General features: G+C 72.6%; 15 protein-coding genes. 6 read left to right on the top strand and 9 right to left on the bottom strand.

The genetic code is table 11. From position 1 onward, the window contains the following. Positions 1–53 precede the first annotated feature (53 nt). Genes OG542_RS27720 through manD form a run of 4 tightly spaced genes read right to left on the bottom strand, consistent with a single transcriptional unit; the run spans position 54 to position 5,123 of the window. Positions 54–1,112 (bottom strand): L-idonate 5-dehydrogenase, encoded by a 1,059-nt coding sequence (locus OG542_RS27720; protein ID WP_328414219.1) that lies wholly within the window; start codon positions 1,110–1,112, stop codon positions 54–56. Continuing rightward, entirely contained in the window at positions 1,109–2,503 is a 1,395-nt protein-coding gene (locus OG542_RS27715; RefSeq protein WP_328414217.1) for an MFS transporter, read from the bottom strand. The genes OG542_RS27720 and OG542_RS27715 overlap by 4 nt, the downstream gene beginning before the upstream one ends. A gap of 41 nt (positions 2,504–2,544) precedes the next feature. Beyond that, on the bottom strand, positions 2,545–3,909 hold the full coding sequence (locus OG542_RS27710; RefSeq protein WP_328414215.1) for a mannitol dehydrogenase family protein: 1,365 nt from the start codon (positions 3,907–3,909) through the stop codon (positions 2,545–2,547). Between the two features lie 5 nt (positions 3,910–3,914). Continuing rightward, on the bottom strand, positions 3,915–5,123 hold the full coding sequence (gene manD, locus OG542_RS27705) for a D-mannonate dehydratase ManD (protein WP_328414213.1): 1,209 nt from the start codon (positions 5,121–5,123) through the stop codon (positions 3,915–3,917). Between the two features lie 138 nt (positions 5,124–5,261). Between manD and OG542_RS27700 the strand changes: the two genes are divergently transcribed. Continuing rightward, a complete protein-coding gene (locus OG542_RS27700; protein ID WP_311125565.1) occupies positions 5,262–5,972 on the top strand; it encodes a GntR family transcriptional regulator in 711 nt (236 codons plus the stop codon). A gap of 100 nt (positions 5,973–6,072) precedes the next feature. Here the strand turns inward: OG542_RS27700 and OG542_RS27695 are convergent, their stop codons facing one another. Further along, entirely contained in the window at positions 6,073–7,719 is a 1,647-nt protein-coding gene (locus OG542_RS27695) for a M4 family metallopeptidase (protein WP_328414210.1), read from the bottom strand. A gap of 139 nt (positions 7,720–7,858) precedes the next feature. On the opposite strand from OG542_RS27695, the gene OG542_RS27690 reads away from it, so the two are divergent. After that, positions 7,859–8,275, top strand: a complete 417-nt coding sequence (locus tag OG542_RS27690) for a gamma-glutamylcyclotransferase family protein (RefSeq protein WP_328414208.1) — start codon at positions 7,859–7,861, stop codon at positions 8,273–8,275. Positions 8,276–9,059: 784 nt separating this feature from the next. Here OG542_RS27690 and OG542_RS27685 read toward each other — a convergent pair. Then, positions 9,060–9,677 (bottom strand): NADPH-dependent FMN reductase, encoded by a 618-nt coding sequence (locus tag OG542_RS27685; RefSeq protein ID WP_328414206.1) that lies wholly within the window; start codon positions 9,675–9,677, stop codon positions 9,060–9,062. Positions 9,678–9,949: 272 nt separating this feature from the next. Between OG542_RS27685 and OG542_RS27680 the strand changes: the two genes are divergently transcribed. Both OG542_RS27680 and OG542_RS27675 read left to right on the top strand, forming a co-directional pair. After that, positions 9,950–10,468 (top strand): hypothetical protein, encoded by a 519-nt coding sequence (locus OG542_RS27680; protein ID WP_328414205.1) that lies wholly within the window; start codon positions 9,950–9,952, stop codon positions 10,466–10,468. Positions 10,469–10,606: 138 nt separating this feature from the next. Continuing rightward, positions 10,607–11,320 carry a class F sortase gene (locus tag OG542_RS27675; RefSeq protein WP_328414203.1) on the top strand — a complete coding sequence of 238 codons (714 nt, stop codon included), beginning with the start codon at positions 10,607–10,609 and terminating at the stop codon, positions 11,318–11,320. Here OG542_RS27675 and OG542_RS27670 read toward each other — a convergent pair. Then, positions 11,258–11,650 (bottom strand): winged helix-turn-helix transcriptional regulator, encoded by a 393-nt coding sequence (locus OG542_RS27670; protein ID WP_328414201.1) that lies wholly within the window; start codon positions 11,648–11,650, stop codon positions 11,258–11,260. The genes OG542_RS27675 and OG542_RS27670 overlap by 63 nt on opposite strands. Positions 11,651–11,756: 106 nt before the next feature. Between OG542_RS27670 and OG542_RS27665 the strand changes: the two genes are divergently transcribed. Beyond that, on the top strand, positions 11,757–12,650 hold the full coding sequence (locus OG542_RS27665; RefSeq protein ID WP_328414199.1) for an NAD(P)-dependent oxidoreductase: 894 nt from the start codon (positions 11,757–11,759) through the stop codon (positions 12,648–12,650). A gap of 93 nt (positions 12,651–12,743) precedes the next feature. Here the strand turns inward: OG542_RS27665 and OG542_RS27660 are convergent, their stop codons facing one another. Then, positions 12,744–14,120, bottom strand: coding sequence for a serine hydrolase domain-containing protein (locus OG542_RS27660; protein WP_328414197.1), 1,377 nt, complete (start codon positions 14,118–14,120; stop codon positions 12,744–12,746). 114 nt (positions 14,121–14,234) lie between these two features. Between OG542_RS27660 and OG542_RS27655 the strand changes: the two genes are divergently transcribed. After that, positions 14,235–14,930 (top strand): TetR/AcrR family transcriptional regulator, encoded by a 696-nt coding sequence (locus OG542_RS27655; RefSeq protein WP_328414195.1) that lies wholly within the window; start codon positions 14,235–14,237, stop codon positions 14,928–14,930. Positions 14,931–15,164: 234 nt separating this feature from the next. Here the strand turns inward: OG542_RS27655 and OG542_RS27650 are convergent, their stop codons facing one another. Beyond that, entirely contained in the window at positions 15,165–15,947 is a 783-nt protein-coding gene (locus tag OG542_RS27650; protein ID WP_189725029.1) for a sulfite exporter TauE/SafE family protein, read from the bottom strand. Positions 15,948–16,054 lie beyond the last annotated feature (107 nt).

The following is a 16,054-nucleotide window of genomic DNA, read 5'->3' as shown; positions in this document are numbered from 1 at the left end:
GTTCTCCTGCAGGAACGGTGGGACACAGGAACGGTGGGGCTACAGGTGTGCTGTCAGGCCGTGACCGGCGCTCCCCCGCCGAGCCGCAGCATCACCTTGCTGCTCGCGCTCGCCGGGTCCGCCGCGACCGTGAGGGCCTGCTCGGCCTGTTCCAGCGGGAAGCGGTGGCTGATGACCGGTGAGATGTCCAGGCCGTCGCGCAGGGCGGTCAGGGCGTCGTCGATCTCGTCGACGAAACGGTAGGAGCCGATCCAGGCGATCTCCCGGGTGACCAGGTCGCCCAGGACGGCGGGCGCGGCCGTGCCCGGCAGGTTCCCGACCTGTACGACGGTGCCGCCGCGGGCCGTGGCCCGAAGGACCGCCCCCAGCGCGGCCGGTGCGCCGGACGCCTCGAAGACGACGTCGACGTCGTGGGGCAGTTCCTCGCCCCGGGAGACGTCGACCGTCGCGTCCGCGCCCATCCGACGGGCCACGGCGAGCGACGCGGAGGACAGGTCGGCGGCACACACCGTTTCCGCGCCGTGGTGCTTCGCGGCCGCGACGACCAGCGAGCCGATCGGACCGGCTCCGTTGACCAGGACCGTACGGCCGCGCAGCGCCGGAACCCGGCCCACGGCGTGCAGGGCGACCGCCAGCGGCTCCGCGAGGGCCCCCGACTCGGTGTCCACGCCTTCGGGCAGCGGCCGGACCTGGGCCGCACGGACCGTACGGAACTCGCTGAAGCCGCCGTCGGTGTGCGGGGTGAGGGCCGCCGAGCCGAAGTAGCGGACCCGCGCGTGGAGGTTGGTGCGCCCGGCGAGCCGCTCGGGGGGCTCGCCGATGAGCTGGGCCGGGTGGACGGCGACGGGCTGTCCCTCCGACAGGCCGGTCACCCCGGAGCCCAGCGCCGCGATCCGGCCGGCGAACTCATGGCCGAGGACCAGCGGATGGGCGAGGGCGGCCGTGCCGGAGGCGCCCTTCTTCCAGTACGCGACGTCGGAGCCGCAGATGCCGCCCCACTCCAGGGCGAGCAGCACCTCGTCGCGCCCGGGCTCGGGCCGGGGCCGCTCGTCGATCCTGACGTCGCCCGCGCCGTGCACGACGACGGCCTTCATAGCGGTCACAGGGGTCATGCGGCGTCCTCCAGCCGGACCAGGTCGCGTCCGCGCGTCTCGGGCGAGAGCAGCGCGCTGACGAGGGTGATGAGGGAGTAGGCGACGAGCATCGCCGCGATGGGCCACCAGCTTCCGGTGGCGGCGGTGAGGCTCGCCGCGAGGACCGGCCCGATCGCGGTGGCGAGGACCCCGCCGATCTCCTTGGACAGCGCGAGCTGGGTGAACCGGGTGCGGGAGCCGAAGAGTTCGGCCATGGTCACGCTCTCCAGCGCGAACAGTCCGAGGACGCCGAGGTTCAGGCTGAGGACCATGCCGAGCATCAGGGCGGGCGTGCTGCCCGAGGTGATCAGCATCATGAGCGGGAAGGCGGTGAGGGCCGTGAGCGAGGTGAGCGCCAGATACATCCGGCGGCGTCCGAAGCGGTCGCCGAGCATGCCGATGGCCGGCACGGTGAGGAAGCCCAGCAGTGACCCGTACACGATGGCGTCGGTGGGCACGGAGCGCTCGGCCGCGAGTTCGGTGGCGATGTAGCCGACGAGGAACGTCTGGATCAGCCCGGAGTTGCCGGCCTGCCCGAAGCGCAGCCCGAGCGCCAGGAAGAACGCCTTGCCCTTGCGCTGCTTCAGGCCCGCCTCCAGCAGCCCGGCGTCGTCGTCCGCCCCCTTCGTGACGGCCGTCTCCACCTCGCGCCGGCTCATCGCCACGCCGTCCACGACGTCGGGCCGCTCCTCGAAGACCGGGCTCTCCTTGAGGTTGCGCCGCAGCCACACCGCGAACAGCAGCAGCCCGAAGCTCAGCAGGAAGGGCAGCCGCCAGCCCCAGGACAGCAGCTGGTCCTCACTGAGCACGGCGAGCAGCACCGCCCACAGCCCGGAGGCGGCCAGCGTCCCCGAGTTGGTGCCCAGCGACACCAGCGAGGCGACCAGTCCGCGCCGTTTCGTCGGGGCGTACTCGGCGAGCATCACGGTCGCGCCCGCGATCTCCGCGCCCGCGCCGAAGCCCTGGGCGAGCCGCAGGACGACGAGCAGGACGGGCGCCAGGATGCCGATGGTCGCGTAGGTGGGCAGGACGCCTATGAGGGTGGTCGAGGCGCCCATCAGCAGGATAGTGATCGTCAGGACCCTCTTGCGGCCGAGCCGGTCGCCCATTCTCCCGAAGTAGACCGCGCCGGCGAGCCGGGCGACATAGCCGACGCCGTAGGTGGCCATCGCGGCGATGAGGCCGATGGCGGGGCTGACATCCGGGAAGAAGATCTTGTTGAAGACGATCGCGGCCGCCAGCGAGTACAGCTGGAAGTCCATGAACTCCATGGCCGTGCCCAGCCAGCCGGACACGGCGGCCTTGGTCAGGTCACGGGTGGTGCGGCGCACGCCGCCGGCCTGTTCGGCCGTGGTTGTGGTGTCCTTCATCGCGAACTCCGTTGTTCCGGGGACGGGTGGAGTGGACGGGCTCAGATGTCCACGTGTCCGGCACGCAGCGCCGGGAGCCGCCGTACGACGGCGGTGACGAGCCCGGAGTCGCCGGCGAGGTCGGACGCGCCGACCGTGGTGAGGAGCGCGCGGACGACGGCCGTGTCGTCCGCTCCGGTGCGCCAGCAGGCGGTGAGCTCGTCCCGCGCGGGGTCCGGGATGTCGTGGTCCCGGGTGAGGTGCGCCCAGCCCGCCAGGGCGAGTTCGAACACCGGTGTGGCGGCCCCGCGCTCGCGCAGGACGCGCAGGGCGGGCAGCCAGCGCTCGGTGATCTTCAGCGAGCCGTCCGAGGCGATCTGCCGCAACAGGTGGTGCATGGCCGGGTTGCGGAAGCGGGCGACCAGGTCGTCGGCGTACCGGCCGGGGTCCGGGCCGCCGTCCGGCAGCGTGGGCGCGACCTCGGCGCACAGGGACCTGACGAGCCGCTCGCCCCAGCCGTCGGCCATCGCGTCGGCGACGGTGGTGCGGCCCACGGCGATCCCGAGGAAGGCCAGGGCCGAGTGGGAGCCGTTGAGGAGCCGCAGTTTGGTGAGCTGGTAGGGGGCGACATCGGGCACGAGGAGGGCGCCGTCCAGCTCCCACGGCGGACGCGGGGCCGCGAAGCGGTCCTCCAGGACCCACTGCCGATACGGTTCGCCGCTCACCGGCAGGGCGTCGTGGACGCCCAGCGCGGTGGCCGTCGCGGTGAGATCTCCCGGGGCGGTGGCGGGGACGATCCGGTCCACGACGGTGGCGGGGAAGGCCACATGCCGGTCGAGCAGGTCCAGGGTCCGATCCGGGTCGCGCCCGCCGGCGGCGCGCACGGCGTCCTGGACCGCGGTCCGCAGCACGGCGCCGTTGTCCGCCATGTTGTCGCAGGACACGACGGTGATCGGGGCGGCACCGGAGCGCATCCGCGCGGCCAGCCCGGCGGCGAGGCGCCCGACGACCGTGTCCGGCCCGGCGGTCCGGTAGCCCTTCTCCGTGATCGTCAGCGTCACCAGCGTCACCTCGGGGTCGGTGAGCAGGGCGTCGACGGCCGCCCCGTCCCGCCCGAGCGCGTACGCGCCGGTCAGCGCGCCGACGACCCGGGGGACGCCGCCCTCGTCACGGCGCTCGGTCACCGAGTACAGGCAGTCCTGGGCGCGCAGGGCGTCGACGGTCGCCGCCGACCGGGGAGCGACGGCGGCGATGCCCCAGGGCTCGCCGGAGTGCGCGACGGCGTTCTCGGTGTAGACGGCCTGGTGGGCCCGGTGGAAGGCGCCGATGCCGAAGTGGACGACGCGAGTGCGGAGTCCGGCGGGGTCGACACGGGGGCGCGAGGCGGGCGGGAGCGCGTCGAGCGCGGCGCGGTTCAGCTGGTTCACGGCGCTCACCAGTCGTGCACCGAGCCGTCGAGACGGCGGGCGACCGGGAGATAGCGGCGCTGGTACGGGAAGCGTTCGGCGGCCTTCTCGTCGTACTCGACCCCGAGGCCCGGCTCGTCGCAGGGGTGCAGCATGCCGTCGGCGAAGGTGACGCCCGTGCGGAACACCTCGGCGGCCTCGTCGGGGTGGCCCATGTGCTCCTGGATGCCGAAGTTCGGCACGGCGAGGTCGAGGTGCACGGCCGCGGCCATGCTCACCGGGGAGAGGTCGGTGGCGCCGTGCGAGCCGGTGCGTACGTGGTAGAGCGCGGCCAGGTCGAAGATCCGGCGGAGGTGGGTGATGCCGCCCGCGTGGACCACGGTGGTGCGCACGTAGTCGATGAGCTGCTCGGTGATGAGGTGCTGGACGTCCCAGACGGAGTTGAACACCTCGCCGACGGCGATCGGCGTCGTGGTGTGCTGCCGTATCAGCCGGAACGCCTCCTGGTTCTCGGCGGGCGTCGGATCCTCCATCCAGAACAGCCGGCAGGCCTCGACGCTCTTGCCGAAGCGGGCCGCCTCGATCGGCGTCAGCCGGTGGTGCACGTCGTGCAGGAGGTGGAAGCCGAAGCCGAAGCGCTCCCGTACGGCCTCCAGGTAGGTCGGGGCGAAGCCGAGGTAGGCCTCGGTGTCCCAGGGCTGCTCGTCGGGCAGGTCGGTCGCGGCCGGTTCGTAGACCTTGCCCTTGCGGACGCCGTACGTGCCGCCGACGTCCGGGACCGCCGCCTGGGCGCGCACGGCCTTGTAGCCGAGCTCCAGATAGCGCTCGACGTCGTCGAGGAGGGAGGGCACGTCCGTGCCGCTGGCGTGCGAGTAGACCAGGACGCCGTCCCGGGACCGGCCGCCGAGCAGCTCGTACACGGGGAGTCCGGCGGTCTTGCCCTTGATGTCCCACAGGGCCGTGTCGACGGCGGCGATGGCCGTCATGGTGACCGGGCCGCGCCGCCAGTAGGCGCCCTTGTAGAGGTACTGCCAGGTGTCCTCGATCCGCGCCGGGTCGCGGCCGATCAGCAGCGGGGCGAGGTGGTCGCGCAGATAGCTCGCCACGGCCAGCTCGCGCCCGTTGAGCGTGGCGTCGCCGAGCCCGGTCACCCCGTCCGAGGTGGTGATGCGCAGGGTGACGAACGTGCGGCCCGGGGATGCAACGAAGACCTCGACGCGCTCGATGGTGCTCACTGAGGGCTCTCCTTACGGCGGCTCGGACCGGGGCGGTGACGGTGGCGGACGGCGACGGCCCTTGTCGTGCAGTGCTTGTATACAAGCACTTGTCGCGCAGGGGAGCAATACCCTCGCTTCGATACGTAGGATGTGCACATGACCCAGACGAACCGGCGGCCCAGCCGGCGCTCCATCTACCTGAAGCTCCGTCAGATGGTGCTGACCCTCGAACTCCCCCCGGGCGCCGCTCTGTCGGAGAACGAGCTGGCGGCGTCCCTCGGGGTGAGCCGCACGCCGGTACGGGAGAGCCTGATCCTGCTGGCCCAGGACGGGCTGGTGCAGATCTTCCCCAAGATCGGGTCGTTCGTGTCCCGGGTGGACCCGGCGCAGGTCGCGGACGCGCAGTTCCTGCGGGAGGCCGTCGAGCTGGCCTCACTGGACGCCCTGCCGTCCGAGCTGGACGCGTCGGTCGTGGCGGAACTGCGGGACAACCTCGGGCGTCAGCAGCGCACGCGGCTGAGCCTGGAGGAGTTCTTCGAACTGGACGAGGCCTTCCACCAGGGCCTGATGCGGCTGGGCGGCCACGGCAACGTGTGGACCACGGTCGCCGCGGCCAAGGGCCACCTGGACCGGGCCCGGCGGCTGGGCCTGCACGAGAACGTCTCCCCGGCGGTCTTCGCCGACCAGCACCAGGAGATCTTCGACGCGGTCGTCAGCGGCGACCTCGCACTGGCCCGCACCGCCATGCGTACGCACCTGCGCGCCGTCTTCAGCGACATCGAGCGCATCCGGGCCCATTCGCCCGAGCTATTCGCCACCGGTGCCTCGTCCGTGCCGGTGCGGCGCAACGTGGTGGTCTGGGAGTAAACGTGGTGGTCTGGGAGTAACGGAGCGGGACGCTCCGAGACAGGCCTCGGTGGTGTCCGCACCCGAACCGCGGACACCACCGAGGGTCGTGAGGGGCGGCTCAGCCCACGTCGACCGCGCTCCAGGCGGCGGCCACCGCCTTCTGCTCCGTGCTGCCGCTGCCGTAGAGGTCCTTCGCCGCGTTCAGGGTCGCCTTGCGGGCGGCCGCGTAGTCGGTCGAGGAGGTCATGTAGACCGTCAGGGCGCGGTACCAGATCTTGCCCAGCCTGGCCTTGCCGATGCCCTTGACCGTGGTGCCGTCGCAGGTCGGGGAGGTGTGGCTGACGCCGTTGATCGTCTTGGCGCCGCTGCCCTCCGCGAGCAGGTACGCGAAGTGGTTGCCGACGCCCGAGGAGTAGTGCACGTCGAGGTCGGCGACCTTCTCGTTCCAGCAGTCGGCGGACTTGCCGTCCTTCGACGGCTTGTCCATGCGGCGCAGGGACTCACGGCCGAGCCCGGAGCGGACGACCTTCTCGCCGATGAGCCAGTCACCGGGGTCCTTGGAATTGTTCGCGTGGAACTCCACCAGCGTGCCGAAGATGTCCGACGTGGCCTCGTTCAGTCCGCCGGACTCGCCCGAGTACGTCAGTGCCGCCGTCTTCGAGGTGACACCGTGGGACATCTCGTGCCCGGCCACGTCCAGCGACACCAGCGGCCCGAGCTGCTTGCCGTCGCCGTCGCCGTAGGTCATGCAGAAGCAGTTGTCGTCCCAGAAGGCGTTGTTGTAGTTCTTGCCGTAGTGGACGCGGTTGAACGAGCCCTTGCCGTCGCCGGCTATGCCGCTCCGGCCGTGGACGTTCTTGTAGTAGTCCCAGGTGACGTCCGTGCCGTACTGCGCGTCCACGGCCACCGTGGCGCGGTCGGAGGTCGTGCCCGTGGCCCAGTGGTTGTCCGCGTCGGTGAAGAGCGTCGCGGGGGCGCGGGTCAGGCAGACCGTCAGCAGGCACTTGTCCGTCTTGTTCTCCGCGTCGCCCGTGTACGTACCGCCGCGTGTCGCGTCCTTCAGCTGGTACGACGACCCGGACTTCGTCGTGTCCAGCGGAACCGTGCCGCCGTAGAGGGACTTGCCGTCGCCCGACGCCGACTCCAGGGTGTCCCAGGCGTCGATCCGGTCGCCGGTGGTCGCGTCGGTCAGCACCGTGCGGCCGACGGGGTTGCCGAGTTCGTCGTGCGCCACCGCGTCGGTCTGCCAGGCCAGTTTCGGGGTGCCGTGCAGGGCGTCGACGACCAGGCGCGGCTTGGCGGTCAGCTTCTTCAGGGTCTCGCCGAGGTGTGCGGCGCGCAGCAGGCTCGCGGCCAGGTCGGCGGCCTTCGGGGCGGTCACCTTCGGGGTGACGTCGGCTATGGAGAGCGCGGACTTCGTCGCGCGATTCGCGCCGCGGTACGTGCCGTCCGGGTTCAGGTGGAGTACGAAGTCGCCGCCGAGGACCGGGAGTCGGTGGTAGGTGCGGTCGTAACGGACGTGCTGGGTACCGTCCTTGTCGACGACCACGTCCCGGACCTTCGTCTCCTGGGCCGAGCCGAGGCCCAGTTCCGCGGCCCGGTCGGCGAGGACCGTCTCCGCACTCTCGATCGCGTCGGACCGGGCCGGCCGGTCGTCCGCCTGGGCGGTGGGCGAGAGTACGGCGGCCACCAGGGCGCCGATGCCGGTGGCGGCCACGCCTGCGGTGGCGAGACGGGAACCTCGGACGGGACGTATCCGACTCATCGGTCTCCTCATACGGGCGCACCCGGTCGCGTGGGGTCGACCGGGGGCGGCGTTGATGTTGACCGCGAGTTAATGCGGCTCGGACCTGGCGTGTCCATAGGCCCGTTGTGCAGGTGTGTGTGGGTGCAGAATCGTTCCTGTGACCCTGCCTTTCTTCGTCTACGGCACGCTCCGCCCCGGCGAGGTCAACCACGACCTCTTCCTGCGCGGCCGCACCCGCTCCGAGGAACCGGGACGGCTCGCGGACGCGGTGCTGTACGCCGGGCCGGGCTATCCCTACGCGGTCGAGGAGCCGGGTGGCGGCGAGGTGAACGGGGAGCTGGTCACCGCGCTGCCGGAGTCGTACGGGGCGCTGCTCGGGGAGCTGGACCGGCTGGAGGACTATGTACCGGGGGATCCCCGCAGCCTGTATGTACGCGTCGAACGGAAGATCGTGAGGAACGCGGACGGGGCGACGGTCCGGGCCTGGGTGTACGTCGCCGGACCGGCCGTGACCTCGCGGCTCCGGGCCGGGGGGAGGCGGATCGCGGGCGGGGATTGGCGGGGGCGGGGGTGAAGGGATGCGGGCGGTGGATGTGCGGGGGCGCCGGGGTGGCGGTGGCCGCGATGTCCTCCGTCGGTAGCGGGCGGAGGCGGGCGACGGCGCGAGGGTGAGGGCGCCGGGCGGGTCGTGGCCGCGACGCCCAGGGGCAGCGGCGGGCCGACGCAGGCGAGGTGGGCACGCAGACGCCGGGCCTGTCGTGGCCGCGACTCCCAAGGACAGCGGCGGGCCGACACAGGCGAGATGGGCGCGCAGACACCGGGGCCTGTCGTGGCCGCGACGCCCATGGCGCGGTAGCGGGTCGGACGCAGGCAGCGCATGAGGCAGGCCGCGGACACGAACGAACCCCGAGGCAGGTCGAGACCGCGCCGCACACGGCCCATCGCAGGCGAGTCGGGCGGCGCCGGGCGGGTCGCGACCGCAGCGCCCGGAGGCATGGGCGGGCCGACGCGGGCGATGCAGCCATCCAGGCGCCGAGGCCAGTCGCGATCACCGGCCCGGGGTCGGCAGCCCGCCCGAGACAGGCCGCGCACGCGGATGGACCCCTGGGCGCGGCGAGAGCGCGGCGGCCTCGGCAGCAGCGGGGCAGACGGGTGCGGCACGCGCTGCAAGGGCGCCGAGGCCAGTCGCGATCACCGGCCCGGAGTCGGCAGCCCGCCCAAGACAGGCCGCGCACGCGGATGGACCCCTGGGCGCGGCGAGAGCGCGGCGGCCTCGGCAGCAGCGGGGCAGACGGGTGCGGCACGCGCTGCAAGGGCGCCGAGGCAGGTCACGCCCCGGGGTCGGTAGCGGCGGCCCGTCAGTCCGCGAACGGGCGGGTTGCCCTCGCCTCCCGCAACGCCTCGCCCCACCACACCAGTTGGTCCAGCATGGTCTTCGCCGCGGCGTCCGGGCCCGCGGGGTCCCGCAGGGTGCCCTCGTCGTCGAAGGACGCGCCGGCGTTGTGGAAGGAGACGGTGTCGCGGACCGTCACGGCGTGGAGTTCGGCGAAGACCTGGCGGAGGTGCTCCACCGCGCGCAGACCGCCGGACAGTCCGCCGTAGGAGACGAGGGCGACCGGCTTGGCCCGCCACTCGGCGAAGTGCCAGTCGACGAGGTTCTTCAGGCCCGCCGGGAAGGAGTGGTTGTACTCGGGGGTGAGGACGACGAAGGCGTCCGCGCGGGCCAGTTTCGGGGTGATGCCGGAGAGTGCGGCGGTCGCCTCGGGGGTCGGTTCGAAGGATGTCGGCAGCTCGGCCTCGGCGACGTCCACGACATCGGCGACCAGGTCGTCCCGGTCCCGGAGATGGCCGAGGAGCCAGTCGGCGACGACGGGACCGAAGCGGCCGTGGCGGTTGCTGCCGACGACGAGGGTCACATGGAGCGGCTCGGTCGCGGACCGGGCAGCGGTGGGTGCGTGAGTAGCGGCTGTGTTCATGCGGCACAGCCTCATACCTCAACTTATGTTGAGGTCAAGCCCGGACATGCTCCGTAGCCGGGTCACCCGTTCACACGCGCTCGTCAGGCTTTTCCGGGACCTCCTCATCGAAAGCCCTTGACCTGCCCAAACACCCCCGAGAGGCCGTCGGGCCAAGTACCCCCTGACACCCATTCACCCCAATTCTGACGCTCCCTCAGAAAGCGCGGTCGGCGCGCTGCCCGTTACCTCGGAAGGGCAGGTGCACGAACGAACCGCTCGAAGGAGCACCGATGCGACGTACCGCCCGGCCGCTGACCGGCACCGCGCTCGCCGTCGCCGCCGCGGCCCTGGCCGCGGCCCCCGCGTACGGCGCCGCCGGCGGCCTGGAGGTCTCCCCCTCGTCGGTGGTCCCGGGCGGGCAGGTCACCGTGCGCACGGCGGCCTGCGGCGACGGCGGCACGGCGACGGGTGACGCCAGCGCGGTCGGGGCCGGTTCCCTCAGCCTGGCACCGCGCCCGGACGACCAGGACGCGACCGGGCGGTTCAGGGTGCCGCCGAGCGCGCAGCCGGGGACGTACGAGATCACCGCGACGTGCACCGGGAGCGGCCGGCTGGTCACGGGTGACCTGGTGGTCACGCTGACGTCCGTGCGCCAGCGGGTACATCCCAGGGGGAGTGTGAAGACGGGGGTCGGCGGCGCCCTGGGCCCTGATCCCGTGCAGACCGCGGCCGGTGTGGCGGCCCTCGCCGTCGCCGCCGCGGGCGGTACCTGGCTCCTGCATCGCCGGGCGAGAGGCGACGGGATCTGACGGACACCCTCCGCTGTCCGTCGCCGGTACCGCATGTCCCCTCCCCCTCCGGGTCCGACGCCCCTCGCGGCCCGGAGGGGGGTACGGGGCGCCCGTGGGGCTCCTGGAACGCCGAGGGGAGACAGGAAAGGGTGGGCCATGCGCAGATTCCCCAGGTACGGCAGCACGTTCGGCAACCCGGCCAACGCCGCCATGGCGGCCGTCACGGTGTTCGCCCTGTGCTCCGGGGCGTGGCTGCTGCGCAACGGCGCCGAGACGCACGCCCCGCCCCAGCCGTCCATCGCGCAGGCCCGCGCGGGTCAGGACGGGCAGGACGGGCAGGAGGGGCGAGACGGACAGGAGGGCCGGGCCGGGCAGGCCGGCCGGGCCGGTGAGCGGCATGCCGCGCCCGCGCTGCCGCCCTCGCCGCCCGACCGCATCCGCATCCCGGCGATCCGCGTGAACGCGCCCCTGACCGGGCTCGGCCTGACGAAGACCGGAAGCCTGGACGCACCGCCCGCCGCGCGCGGGAACCTCGCCGGCTGGTACGAGGCCGGCACCACCCCCGGCGAGCGGGGCACCGCGATCGTCGCCGGCCATGTCGACAACGCCGACGGCCCCGCCGTCTTCTACGGCCTGGGCGCCCTGACCAAGGGCAGCACGATCGAGGTGGACCGGCGCGACGGCAGGATCGCCGTGTTCACCGTGGACGCCGTCGAGGCGTACGCCGCGAAGGACTTCCCCGACCGGAAGGTCTACGGCCCCGCCCGCCGCCCCGAGCTGCGGGTCATCACCTGCGGCGGCGGCTACTCACGGACCACCGGCTATCAGGGCAACGTGGTCGTCTTCGCGCACCTGACCGGGAGTCGGTGACCCGCCCAGGACGTTGGCCTTCCCCCAGGCCCCCAGCGGTTCCAGGGCCTCGTTCAGGGACACGCCCCGCGGCGTCAGCGAGTACTCCACGCGGGGCGGCACCTCGTCGTACGCCTCGCGATGCACCAGGCCGTCGGCCTCCATCTCCCGCAGCTGCGAGGCGAGGACCTTCTCGGTGACGCCCGGCAGCTCCCGGCGCAGTTCGCCGAAGCGGCAGCGCCGCTCGTTCAGCGCCCAGAGGATGAGCACCTTCCACTTGCCGCCGATCACGTCCATCGCCGCGTCGATCCCGCAGATGTACGCCCCCGGCCGCCGCCCCGTCGTCCCCATGCCCGAGCCCTTTCCCCTGCTGCCGCCTGCACGCTTCCCCCGAGGTAACCACCCACTCCGAAGTACGTACTTGAGCAGGCCGTTCCTTCCGACGAGCCTAAACGCCATGACTGACAACGCCGTTGTTCCCCGTACGCCCCTCACCCTCCTCGGCGCCGGCGCCATGGGCACCACCCTCGCCCGGGCCTGGCTCGCCGCCGGTCACCCGGTGACCGTCTGGAACCGCACCCCCGCCCGCGCCCGAGCCCTGGCCGCCGAGGGCGCGACAGTGGCCGCGAGTGCCGCCGAGGCGGTGGCCGCGAACCGCCTCGTGGTCGCCTGCCTGCTCGACGACGCCTCCGTGGGCGCGGCCCTGGAAGGAGCCGACCTGGCGGGGCGGGACCTGGTGAACCTCACCACGGGCACCCCGGCCCAGGGCCGTACCCGCGCCGCCTGGGCCCGAGCCCGCGGCGCCCGTTTCCTGGACGGCGGGATCATGGCCGTACCGCCGATGGTGGGGCAGCCGGAATCAGGAGGCTTTGTCTTCTACAGCGGCTCCTACGAGCTGTTCGAGGAGCACCGGGAGACCCTCGCCGTCCCGGTCGGCACCCGCTGGGCCGGGGCCGATCCGGGCTTCGCCGCGCTGCACGACGTGGCGCTGCTGAGCGCGATGAGCGGCATGTTCGCGGGCATCACGCACGCCTTCGCGCTGATCCGCCCGGAGGACATCGCGCCGAAGGACTTCGCGCCGCTGCTCGTGGACTGGCTGACCGCGATGGCGCCGGCCGCGCACCAGACGGCCGACCAGCTGGAGAGCGGCGACTACACCAGTAACGTCGTCTCCAACCTCGCGATGCAGGTCGCGGGCAACACCACACTGCTGCGCACGGCCGAGGAGCAGCGGGTCAGCCCGGAGCTGCTGACCCCGTACATGGCCCTGATGGAGCGGCGGCTCGCCCAGGGGCACGGCGACGAGGACGGGACGGGGATCGTCGAGCTGCTGGCTCAGGGGGGATTCTGAGATCCGGCGCGCGGGCACGACTGGTTCGCGGGGGCGGCGGGGGCGGCGGGGCGGCCGTTGGCCGTTCGAGGTCCGCCCCCTGCCGCGGCCGGCTCAGGACGCCCCCGGCATCCGCTTGAAAAGCCGCCCCGCGAGGTCGATGCCCGTGACCGCGCCGCCCTCGTCGCGGGAGAAGTAGCCGCGCTGCCCCTTGAGGCCGCCTTCGGTGACGATGTACTCGTCGCCGTCGCCGGGGAGGAAGCCGATGTCCGCGGCCGGGTAGTCCGGCGGCATCTCCTGGTCCGATGCCTCGCGGATCTCCGGCTTGATGCCGACCGCCAGGGTGAGACGGGTGCCGTCGGTGGCGAGGTCGAGGTTCATGGCGTCGATCTCGTAGCGGCCGGCGACCTGCCGGGCCCGTCCCTCGTCGTACGGGAGCGGCTCCACCGGCTTCTCGACGACGCCGAGGTAGTGCTCGAGCGCCCACCGCACGACGGACTGGTTGAAGGGGTAGCCGTCCGGGCCGACGTTGGACAGGGAGACCACCGCGAAGTCACGCTCGGGCACGATGAGCAGCTCGGCGAAGTGGCCGTTGCCCGAGCCGCCGTGGCCGATGCCGTGCAGGCCGTCCAGGTCGTGCAGGAACCAGCAGATGCCGAAGCCGTCGCCGAGCGTGCTGCCCCGCAGCGCGACCGTCTGCTCCCGCATGCGACGCAGGTCCGCGGCGGGCAGCACGCCGTCGCCGTCGCCGAGTTGGAAGCGCGCCCAGCGGAGCAGGTCGCTCACCGAGGAGGCGAGGCCGCCGCCGGGGTTGTCGGCACGGGCGCCCTCCCTGAAGGCTCCCCAGGGCCGGGCCGCCCGCAGTTCGCCGTCGTCGCCGCGGTTGTAGCCCACGGCGTACGGGCGGACCATCACCTCCGACAGCCCGTACACGGTGTCGGGCAGGCCCACCGGCTCCAGGACGAGCGAGGCCATGGCCTGCTCGAAGGGCAGGCCCGTGACCTTCTCGACGACGCGGCCGGCCAGGTTGTATCCGGCCTGGCTGTACGAGGCCCGGGTCCCGGGCGGTGCGATCAGCGGCAGCGCGGGCAGCTTCCGCACGAGCCCGGCCAGGGAGCGGTCGCCCTCGCCGTCGTCGATCAGGTTCCAGTCGAGGCCCGCGGTGTGGTTGAGCAGGTTGAGGACGGTGATCCGCTCCGCGGCCCGCTCGTCGGCCAGCCGCAGTTCGGGCACGTAGCGCCGTACGGGGGCGTCCAGGTCCACCTTCCCCTCGGCGACCAGACGCATCAGGGCGGTCGCCGTGAAGGTCTTGGACACCGACGCCAGCGGGAACAGCGTCTTCTCGTCGACCGGCAGCGGGTTGCCGAGGTTGGTCACGCCGTGCGAGGCGTAGCTCTCCTGACCGTCCAGGAGCACCCCGACGGCGACACCTGGAACGCCGAACTCCATGGCCTGCGTGGTGACGAAATCCGACAGCTTCTTCTGCGGCATGGCTCCCCCTCCGGGCACTTGAACTAAGTACGAGTGTGAGCCTAGGGCGGACTTGAACAAAGTGCAAGGCTCGCCATGGAACTTCATGAACTAAGTGCAAGTAGGGTGGTGGCCATGCCGCGAGACACACTCACCGCAGACCGGATCGTTCACGCGGCCATCGAGCTGCTCGACGAAGAGGGGCTGGACGGCCTCAACATGAGGAGCCTGGCGAAACGGCTCGGCTCGGCCGCCACGGCCGTCTACTGGCACATCAAGACCAAGGACGACCTGGTCCGGCTCGCCAGCGACACGGTCTGGCACGAGGTCGAGCCGCCCGATCTCGACGCCACCGACTGGCGCACGGCCGCCACCGCCCACGCCGACGGCATGCACGCGATGCTCACCCGGCACCCCTGGCTCGTCCAGGCGTTCGGCAGCCATCTCCTGTACGGGCCCGGCCAGGCCCGGTACAACGACGTCAGCCTGGCCGTCTACGAGAAGGCGGGCTTCGCCGCCGACGACGCGGACCGGGCGGCCGGCACCGTGTTCACCTTCGTGCTCGGCAGCACGCTCGGCCCTGCCGCCCAGGTCTCGCTGAACCGCCGGCTGGGCAGGAACGGCGCCGACGCCGAGCAACTGCTGGCCGACGCCGTGGCACGCGCCACCGAGACCGCCATGGAGTTCCCGCGTCTGCGCGAACGCCTCGGCACCAAGGCCGCCACGGAGTACGCCGCGGCACCCGACCGCACCTTCGAGTTCGGGCTCCGGTCCCTCCTCGACGGCTTCGAGGCCCGTCTCGCCGCCGACGGCGCGGGACGGCGCGAGTGACGCGCGCGCCCGGCCCCGCGTCCAGCGCCGAGCGCTCCGCTGGAAGTGCCGCGATGTGCCGCCGTTCGCCTGCGGCACCGTCGTGGCCGTTCGCGCGGTTCCCCGCACCCCTGTAGGGCGCTGCCGATCAGGCCAGCCACTGCTCGTACGCCAGATTCGCCGGTGCCGCCGTTCGTCTGCGGCACCGTCGTGGCCGGTCGCGCGGTTCCCCGCACCCCTGTAGGGCGCTGCCGATCAGGCCAGCCACTGCTCGTACGCCAGGTTCGCCACCAGGGCGAACACCACCGTCAGCAGCACCACGCGGACGAAACCGCTGCCCTTCTTCAGGGCGGTGTGGGCGCCCAGGGTGCCGCCCGCCAGGTTGAAGACGGCCATCAGGGCGGCCAGTTGCCACAGGACCGCGCCCTGCCAGGCGAAGGTGGCGAGGGCGCCCGCGTTGGTGCAGCAGTTGACGATCTTGGCCGTGGCGGAGGCGGAGACGAGGTCGAGGTGGAGGACCGCGGTGAGGGCGAGGACCAGGAAGGTGCCGGTGCCGGGGCCGATGAGACCGTCGTAGAAGCCGATGCCGAGGCCCGCGAGGCCGATCGCCGCGAGGATCTGGCGGCGCGTGGCCGGTCCGGTCGCGGGGGCCGTGCCGAAGGCGGGCCGCAGGATCACGAAGGCCGCGACGGCGAGCAGCACCACCATGATCACCGGCTTGAGGACGTCGGTGCTCATCCCGGCCGCGAAGAAGGCCCCCGCGGACGATCCGGCGAGGGCCGCGAGGCCGATGCGCACGGCCGTTCTCACATCCACCGGGGCCTTGCGGGCGTACGTCACCGCCGCGCCCGTCGTGCCGACGATCGCGACCGCCTTGTTGGTGCCGAGCGCGTGCGCGGCGGGTGTGTGCGAAGGCAGCCCGAGCAGCAGCACCGGCAGCAGCAGGAGCCCGCCGCCGCCGACCACGGCGTCGATCCATCCGGCGGCGAGCGCCGCGAGGCAGAGCAGGACGATCATGGTCAGCGATATGTCGGGCATGATCGAGACCTTATGCGACGCCTGTGCGACGCCACCCTCACAGCTCATCGTCGCCGCACCCCAGGAACCCTCACATCCGCCCCCCGCCCCCGCTGAGGGCAGCGTTC

Origin of the sequence: Streptomyces violaceus (genome assembly GCF_036014075.1) — a bacterium.
Classification (GTDB): domain Bacteria; phylum Actinomycetota; class Actinomycetes; order Streptomycetales; family Streptomycetaceae; genus Streptomyces; species Streptomyces violaceus.
This window is presented reverse-complemented; position numbering and strand designations above follow the sequence as displayed.

Coding starts and splice junctions, on each gene's coding strand:
- OG542_RS27720 (WP_328414219.1), bottom strand. CDS start 1,112: ATGACCCCTGTGACCGCTATGAAGGCCGTCGTCGTGCACGGCGCGGGC.
- OG542_RS27715 (WP_328414217.1), bottom strand. CDS start 2,503: ATGAAGGACACCACAACCACGGCCGAACAGGCCGGCGGCGTGCGCCGC.
- OG542_RS27700 (WP_311125565.1), top strand. CDS start 5,262: ATGACCCAGACGAACCGGCGGCCCAGCCGGCGCTCCATCTACCTGAAG.
- OG542_RS27695 (WP_328414210.1), bottom strand. CDS start 7,719: ATGAGTCGGATACGTCCCGTCCGAGGTTCCCGTCTCGCCACCGCAGGC.
- OG542_RS27685 (WP_328414206.1), bottom strand. CDS start 9,677: ATGAACACAGCCGCTACTCACGCACCCACCGCTGCCCGGTCCGCGACC.
- OG542_RS27680 (WP_328414205.1), top strand. CDS start 9,950: ATGCGACGTACCGCCCGGCCGCTGACCGGCACCGCGCTCGCCGTCGCC.
- OG542_RS27675 (WP_328414203.1), top strand. CDS start 10,607: ATGCGCAGATTCCCCAGGTACGGCAGCACGTTCGGCAACCCGGCCAAC.
- OG542_RS27670 (WP_328414201.1), bottom strand. CDS start 11,650: ATGGGGACGACGGGGCGGCGGCCGGGGGCGTACATCTGCGGGATCGAC.
- OG542_RS27665 (WP_328414199.1), top strand. CDS start 11,757: ATGACTGACAACGCCGTTGTTCCCCGTACGCCCCTCACCCTCCTCGGC.
- OG542_RS27660 (WP_328414197.1), bottom strand. CDS start 14,120: ATGCCGCAGAAGAAGCTGTCGGATTTCGTCACCACGCAGGCCATGGAG.
- OG542_RS27655 (WP_328414195.1), top strand. CDS start 14,235: ATGCCGCGAGACACACTCACCGCAGACCGGATCGTTCACGCGGCCATC.
- OG542_RS27650 (WP_189725029.1), bottom strand. CDS start 15,947: ATGCCCGACATATCGCTGACCATGATCGTCCTGCTCTGCCTCGCGGCG.